This window comes from Acinetobacter sp. 1424608 (assembly GCF_000588255.1).
In the GTDB taxonomy this organism is placed as follows: domain Bacteria; phylum Pseudomonadota; class Gammaproteobacteria; order Pseudomonadales; family Moraxellaceae; genus Acinetobacter; species Acinetobacter nosocomialis.
In genome coordinates this window covers 114,878-121,421 of the sequence record NZ_JFXL01000013.1, presented here as the reverse complement: position 1 = coordinate 121,421, position 6,544 = coordinate 114,878, and the positions used below count along the sequence as shown (strand labels likewise).

The 6,544-nt window shown below is 40.7% G+C and carries 5 protein-coding genes and 1 pseudogene; 3 read left to right on the top strand and 3 right to left on the bottom strand.

The genetic code is table 11. The annotated features are described in order from the left end of the window. Positions 1 to 34: 34 nt before the first annotated feature. A pseudogene (locus J678_RS0104365) lies at positions 35 to 1,243 on the bottom strand (IS256-like element ISAba26 family transposase). Between the two features lie 124 nt (positions 1,244 to 1,367). Here J678_RS0104365 and J678_RS0104360 point away from each other — a divergent pair. The 3 genes from J678_RS0104360 to J678_RS17035 all read left to right on the top strand — a co-directional run bounded on the left by J678_RS0104360 (position 1,368) and on the right by J678_RS17035 (position 3,663). Beyond that, positions 1,368 to 1,742 carry a hypothetical protein gene (locus tag J678_RS0104360; protein WP_029771845.1) on the top strand — a complete coding sequence of 125 codons (375 nt, stop codon included), beginning with the start codon at positions 1,368 to 1,370 and terminating at the stop codon, positions 1,740 to 1,742. 95 nt (positions 1,743 to 1,837) lie between these two features. Continuing rightward, positions 1,838 to 2,782, top strand: coding sequence for an ABC transporter permease (locus J678_RS17040; protein ID WP_000542531.1), 945 nt, complete (start codon positions 1,838 to 1,840; stop codon positions 2,780 to 2,782). Continuing rightward, positions 2,782 to 3,663, top strand: coding sequence for an ABC transporter ATP-binding protein (locus J678_RS17035; RefSeq protein ID WP_017393609.1), 882 nt, complete (start codon positions 2,782 to 2,784; stop codon positions 3,661 to 3,663). Before J678_RS17040 ends, J678_RS17035 begins: the two co-directional genes overlap by 1 nt. A gap of 50 nt (positions 3,664 to 3,713) precedes the next feature. Here J678_RS17035 and J678_RS17030 read toward each other — a convergent pair whose 3' ends face one another. Together J678_RS17030 and atzF are read right to left on the bottom strand one after the other, a co-directional pair. Further along, the gene (locus J678_RS17030; RefSeq protein ID WP_017393608.1) at positions 3,714 to 4,736 is read right to left on the bottom strand and encodes an ABC transporter substrate-binding protein; all 1,023 of its coding nucleotides are present in this window, start codon (positions 4,734 to 4,736) and stop codon (positions 3,714 to 3,716) included. Continuing rightward, on the bottom strand, positions 4,733 to 6,541 hold the full coding sequence (atzF, locus tag J678_RS17025; RefSeq protein WP_017393607.1) for an allophanate hydrolase: 1,809 nt from the start codon (positions 6,539 to 6,541) through the stop codon (positions 4,733 to 4,735). Before atzF ends, J678_RS17030 begins: the two co-directional genes overlap by 4 nt. Positions 6,542 to 6,544: the final 3 nt, after the last annotated feature.

The window sequence follows — 6,544 nt, the reverse complement described above, 5'->3', positions numbered from 1 at the left end:
GAGCCTGTAAATTATTTTGTGTAAGTTCCATTTTTTATAAATGATCTTTTAATCGATCATCGAACTGAATCGTAAACCAATTCATTGCTAAACGCCAATTTTGAATTGGCATCGTCCATTTCTTCGCAGCATTTGATGTTGCTAAGTAAATGACCTTCTTTACTGAGTCATCAGATGAAAAGATTTTCCTTTTCTTCGTTGAATGGCGTATTACGCTATTCAACGACTCAATCGCATTTGTTGTATAAATAGCATGACGTATTTCGGCTGGATAGCTAAAGATCGTTCGGATATTTTCCCAATTGGCCCGCCAGGATTCTCCAATTTTGGGATACTGGTGATTCCATTGATCACAGAAGATGTCTAGGGACTTTAAAGCATTTTCCTCTGTACTTGCCTGATAAATCGCTTTCAGACCCGACGTAACAGCCTTGTAGTCTTTCCAGCTTACAAATCTCAGGCTATTGCGTACAACATGCACAATACACAGTTGAATATCAGTATGAGGGTAAACAGAGGCTATCGCGTCAGGAAAGCCTTTTAATCCATCTACACAGGCAACAAGAATGTCCTGTACTCCTCGATTTTTTAGCTCTGTCATGACTGACAGCCAGAATTTGGCACCTTCTGTCTGAGCAATCCACATACCCAGTAATTATTTTTGCCCATCCATATTGATGCCTAAAGCAAGGTATACGGACTTGTTAATCACATTGGAGTGCTGACGGACTTTGACAACAATACAGTCAAGATAGACAACAGGATAAAGGCTATCTAAGGCTCTATTTTGCCACTCAGTCACTTGCTCAATCACAGCATCGGTAACTTTGCTGATGAGAGATGCTGACACATCGTCATCGTACATTTCTTTGAAGAAGGCTACAATTTCCCTATTAGTCATTTCTTTTGCATACAGTGAGAGGATTTGGTCATCCATACTGGTGATGCGTGTTTGGTGCTTTTTGATAATTTGTGGCTCAAATGAACCTTCTCGATCACGGGGAATATCTAAAGCCAGTTGTCCATCTTGAGTTGTAATGGTTTTAGAACTAAACCCATTACGGCTATTTGAGCCTTTCTTGGGCTGATGCTTTTCATAACCGAGATGGTCTGAAAGTTCAGTATTGAGTGCAGTTTCAATCATGAATTTTTTAAAGACTGCTGTCATTTGGTTTAAGTCTTCTGGTGTTTTTAGACCTTTAGCCAATTCGGCAGCCATACTTTTGATTGTTGCTTCATCCATGTGAAGTACCTTTTGTAATTATCCTCTGAAGGATAAATGAAAATTAAGTACTTACACAAAATTTAGAACAGTCCCCTACTGTATTGCAGGATCGTTTCGAATCGCTCTCTTAAGCTTTTAACTTATTTCTGTAATAGACTTACATGTTTTAATAGAAAATGTCTTTACAGGCAAAAATGCAGAGCAAAGCCTGAGCCCGCTTCTCGATAGCTTTGATCAAAATTTTAAGATGGTTACCGGTCAAGGTCAGTGTATTGGTTTCTCTGAAGTGAATAGTTTATTTAGCCAGAATATCGGAAAGAAACCTTCTTTAAAAATAGACATTATTAAAAGCGCAGCTTTATACGAATTTGAAAATTATTGCTGGGTGCAATATCAAGAACATCAGCAAACTGATGAAACCGAGACAGTACGGACTTCTACAGCCTGCATTAAAGTAGAAGACAAAAAATGTTATTGGGTTTATTTACATGAAACTTTAGTTCCCTCGTCTTCTTAACTCATCTAAAGCATCTTAAAGATGGCACTTATTTTGCTTAACAATATTACGTTTTATGAAAATCGTAATACTGAACAAAATGGGGAGCTCTCGATATGGGTTATGTTGCAAAGGAATTTACGCGAAAGAACAAGCTGATTCTCAGTATTTGTTCTTTCGTTATTCCAATATGTCTTTGGTGCGCAATCAGTTACTTACCTTTTATTTGGCATCCTCAAGTACAAATCACGAGTTCAGGCAGTGTTCCTTACTTACAAGTAGGCAGTCGTGTTGATAAAAGTGTGTTCTATCTCGAAGCACAAAATGCAGTCAACCGAAATTCTGCACCACCACAAGGTATTTTGGTCAACCCTATTTATTTACCCGCTCCCCATGAAGTCGCTAAGGCTTTGGTCACCGCGTTTACCACACCACCTGAACAACCTGATTCGCCGTGGTTTCATCAAAGTTTATGGCACAGTATTAAACTGGTATTTTCAGCTTTTTTTATTTCTTCATTGATTGGGATTCCACTGGGTATTTTGTGTGGTTTTTCTAAGAGGATCTCCCTGTTAACAGAACCGTTTGTCGAGTTTTTCCGTTACCTACCCGCACCAGCATTTGGTGCACTTGCAGTGGCAATTTTAGGGATTAATGACGCACCTAAAATTGCCATTATTGTGATTGGTACGCTATTTCAGCAAATTCTCATTATTGCCAATACCACCCGAATGGTAGATCGAAGCTTAATTGAAGCTGGCTATACGCTTGGTACCAATAAGCTCAAAAGTTTATTTCACGTGGTGATTCCTGCGGCCTTACCTGATATTTACCGTGACTTACGTGTGCTATTGGGCTGGGCTTGGACCTATTTAATTGTTTCGGAGTTGATTGGTACGACCTCGGGTATTACGTGGTTCATTACTCAACAGGCACGCTATCAAAACTTTGACAATGTCTATGCAGCTATTTTGATTATTGGGGTGATTGGTCTGGTTTGTGATTGGGTATTAATGAAGTTAGGTGAGCGAATGTTCACTTGGAAAGTGGGAGCAAAATAATGAATGATACAACATTTAACGCGAATGAATACTTTCAAAAAATTTATGAACGTCCTGTTATTTTAGAAGCTAAACAACTGAGCCAAGTGTTTAAGCATGGTCAAAGCGAACGCACTGTTTTAAATAAGCTCGATTTAAAAATTCATAAAAGAGAATTTATTTGTGTGATTGGTCCTTCTGGCTGCGGTAAATCGACACTGAGCCGTGTTATTGCAGGTTTAGACCCATACCATAGTGGAGAAGTTTTAGTAGACGGCGAATGTATTACGGGTCCATGCCCTGAACGCGGCATGGTATTTCAAGGTTATACCCTTTTTCCTTGGAAAACCGTAAAAGAAAACGTGATGTTTGGTCCTCAAATGCGTGGAGCTAGTCAAATGACAGCCGAAGCTCAAGCACGCGAATGGATTAATATTATTGGTTTAGAAAAATATGAAAATCAGTATCCGCACCAACTTTCTGGCGGTATGAAACAGCGTGTTGCGATTGCTAGAGCTTTGGTTAATCAACCTAAAATTTTACTCATGGATGAACCTTTTGGTGCGCTCGACCCGCACACCCGTCAAAAAATGCAAAAGCACTTAATGGATTTATGGCACAACATTGATATCACCATTATTTTTGTGACCCATGACATGGATGAAGCCATTTTACTGGCAGACCGAATTGTGGCACTCAAAGCCAACCCCGGTGAAATTAAGGAAATTATTGAAGTTAATTTACCTCGTCCACGTTCACTCGACTTAATGAGCACACCTGAGTTTAAACAACTCCGTTCACGGGTTGATTATTTAGTTCACGCTGAAGAAGACGAGCTTGACCCAGCTTTACAAGACTTACCAAAAATTCCACGTATGACTCAGGTCAGTACAGAAAAATAAGTCAGGCACAAAAAAGCCCAAGTTCAACTTGGGCTTTTTGCTTATTTGGCTTATTTGAGCTGTTCTATAAGTGTCGGATAAATCAGCCCATCTACATTTTGTTCGGTTTTATAAATACCGTTTTCAACGTTAAATTTATTGACGTGATAGCTAGAACCATAAATCGAGTCAAAGCCTTGAGATTTAGCAAATACTTTTTTATTGGCATTGATATCTAATAAATGCGTACCGCTGACCATTAGCTCATATTGTTTTGGGTCGACCCCTGAACGGTTTGCCATGATTTTAACCGCATCGGCATGGGTTGTAGGGTCATTAATATATTTAACGGTTTTATCCCACACTTGAATGATTTTTTTCCATTCCTCTTGATGAGCAGTTAAGTGGCTCATGTTGACTGTTAAGGTGTCGTAAATTAAACCCGGCTTGTCTTTAGAGGTGTAGATAATTTTAGAGCCTGCTACTGCTTTTAATGCCTGACCTGCAACAGGTTGCCAAACAGCAATCGCGGAAATATCGGGGCTATTAAACACTTGAGGTAATTGGTTCGTCGCTGAATTTACCAGCTTCACATCATTCGCTTTAATGTTATGGTCGGTTAAAGCTGTTGCCAATAAAAGATGGTCAACCAAGCCTTTTTCGACACCGATTGATTTTCCTTTTAAGTCTTGAATGGTATTAATACCCTCTTTTGCAATAATGACATCATTGCCCGCAGAATAATCTGTTGCCATGATCATCATGCCTTGCGTGCCACCCGAAGCAGTTACCAAATTATCGCCATTGGTGACCAACACAGCGTCGAGCTGATTTGCCGAAAAGGCCGAAAGAGAAGCCGAATAATCAAACCATTTAAATTCTACATTTAAGCCTGCTTCTTTTAACCAGCCTTTTTCAATAGCCACTTGCCAAGCCACCCAGCCCGGCCAATCACTATATCCGATGGTAATTGGTTTTGTATTTGCGGCTGCCTGAGTGTCTTGTTTGGCCTCGGGCACTTTAGCGGTATTGTCACACCCACCCAATACAACTGCCGATAAAATAGATACGGATAACAACGCTTTTTTAATCATATAGAAACTTCCCCAACATTTTTACTAACACTTTGAGCGGTTTGATTGAGTGACTGTATATAGGCTCGCCAGCCTCCAAAATGGCTAATATCGGTTGCATCTTGAATGGCATAAGCTTCGCAAATAAAGCCTTTGACCCATGTTCCATCTTTTAGTTTCAGGTTCCCAATACCAAGTGGTGCAGGCACTTCAGCCACAATGGCTCCAAAATGTGCTAATGGAACATCCCACACTTCGACTTCAATAGATGTCCCTGCTTCATCGAATTGCAGTCCCGGTTTTGGTGGCGTGGTATTTTTTAGGGCAAAGAGTTTATAAGTCTCTGCGGTCTGGGTTTTCTTGAGCAAAGTAGCATTACGGCTAGTAAGCTGAAAATTAAGTGGCATGCCTGTTAAATGCGCTCCTACCACTGCAAGCTGTACTGAATGATTCGATTCGATCTCTAGACTTTTTTGATAATGTCGAGTTGATTTACCTAAACTCAGCGATGTTTCGGTTTGCCAAAGCTGCGCAAAATTGGCGAGTGCCTGATCATGCCAAGCTGGTGCAATAAAGGTTACCCCGCTTGGTAGGCCGTCTTCACGAAGTACATTTGGCAAAGCTAAAGCCGAAAGATCAGCAAAATTGACAAAGTTGGTATACGCTCCCATGTGCGCATTTTTAGTCAATGGATCGGCTTCGACTTCGGCAATGGTGTAAATGGTTGGCGCTGTCGGAACCATCAAGGCATCAAAAGGTTGTAAAGCCAAATTAATTTTTCGAGCCAGTACGGCGCGGTTATATTCGGCTTGAAGTGCATCTGTTGCCTTGAATTTATCTGCCTGCGCAATAATTTGAGCAATAACTGGATGAGCCTTTTCACGTATTGTCATTCGTTCAACGGCGACTGTTCTTTCTGCCACCCATGCATCGTTATACAGTGCGGTAGCAAGCTTATTAAACGCGCTGAAATCAATACTCTCAACGTCATAGCCCAGTTTTTTTACGCGCTCAATTGCAATTAAAAAGGCCTTTTCAGATTCAAGATCACCATAAAACTCAAGCTGAGCAGGAATAGCAATTTTTCGTTTAGAAAATTGATTTGGTACATTGACTGGATGTGCTCGTGAATATTCATCTGTTTCATCGTAGCCCTGCATTAAATTGGCAACGGTCCACGCATCATCAATATGCAGGGCAAAAATGGAAATGACATCAATAGTTCGACAAGCAGGAATTAAACCTATGGTAGAAAACCAGCCCTTTGTCGGCTTAAGGCCCACAATATTGTTATGGCCTGCAGGAACACGCCCTGAGCCCGCCGTATCTGTCCCCAAACTAAAAGGCACAATGCCGTTGGCGACCACCACTGACGAACCCGAGCTTGAACCACCACTAATATATTCGGAGTTAAAACTATTTTTTACTGCACCGTATGGAGAGCGAACGCCAACTAGTCCCGTTGCAAACTGATCGAGGTTAGTTTTACCAATCACAATTGCCCCTGCTTTTTTTAGCTTGGCTACTACGGCAGCATCTTGTGTCGCTAAATATTGAACCTCTTTACAGGCAGCAGTGGTGTGAAAGTCAGCGACATCAATGTTGTCTTTAACTGCAAATGGCACACCGTATAGAGGTAAGTCAGCAATATTCTGGTCTTTTAAAATATCAATTTGCGGTTGAATCTGCTCGTTCGATGCAATTTCAATCCATGCATGATCATCATTTTTAATTTCTGCCACATAGCCAATCAGATCCTTAAGATGGATTTGCCCGTTTTGATATGCTGTTTTCCAGTCTTGAATGGTCCATAATTTTTTCAACACGCT

Bases quoted from the DNA above. Each gene is read 5' to 3' on its own strand.
- J678_RS17040 (WP_000542531.1), top strand. From the start codon at position 1,838: ATGGGTTATGTTGCAAAGGAATTTACGCGAAAGAACAAGCTGATTCTC.
- J678_RS17035 (WP_017393609.1), top strand. From the start codon at position 2,782: ATGAATGATACAACATTTAACGCGAATGAATACTTTCAAAAAATTTAT.
- J678_RS17030 (WP_017393608.1), bottom strand. From the start codon at position 4,736: ATGATTAAAAAAGCGTTGTTATCCGTATCTATTTTATCGGCAGTTGTA.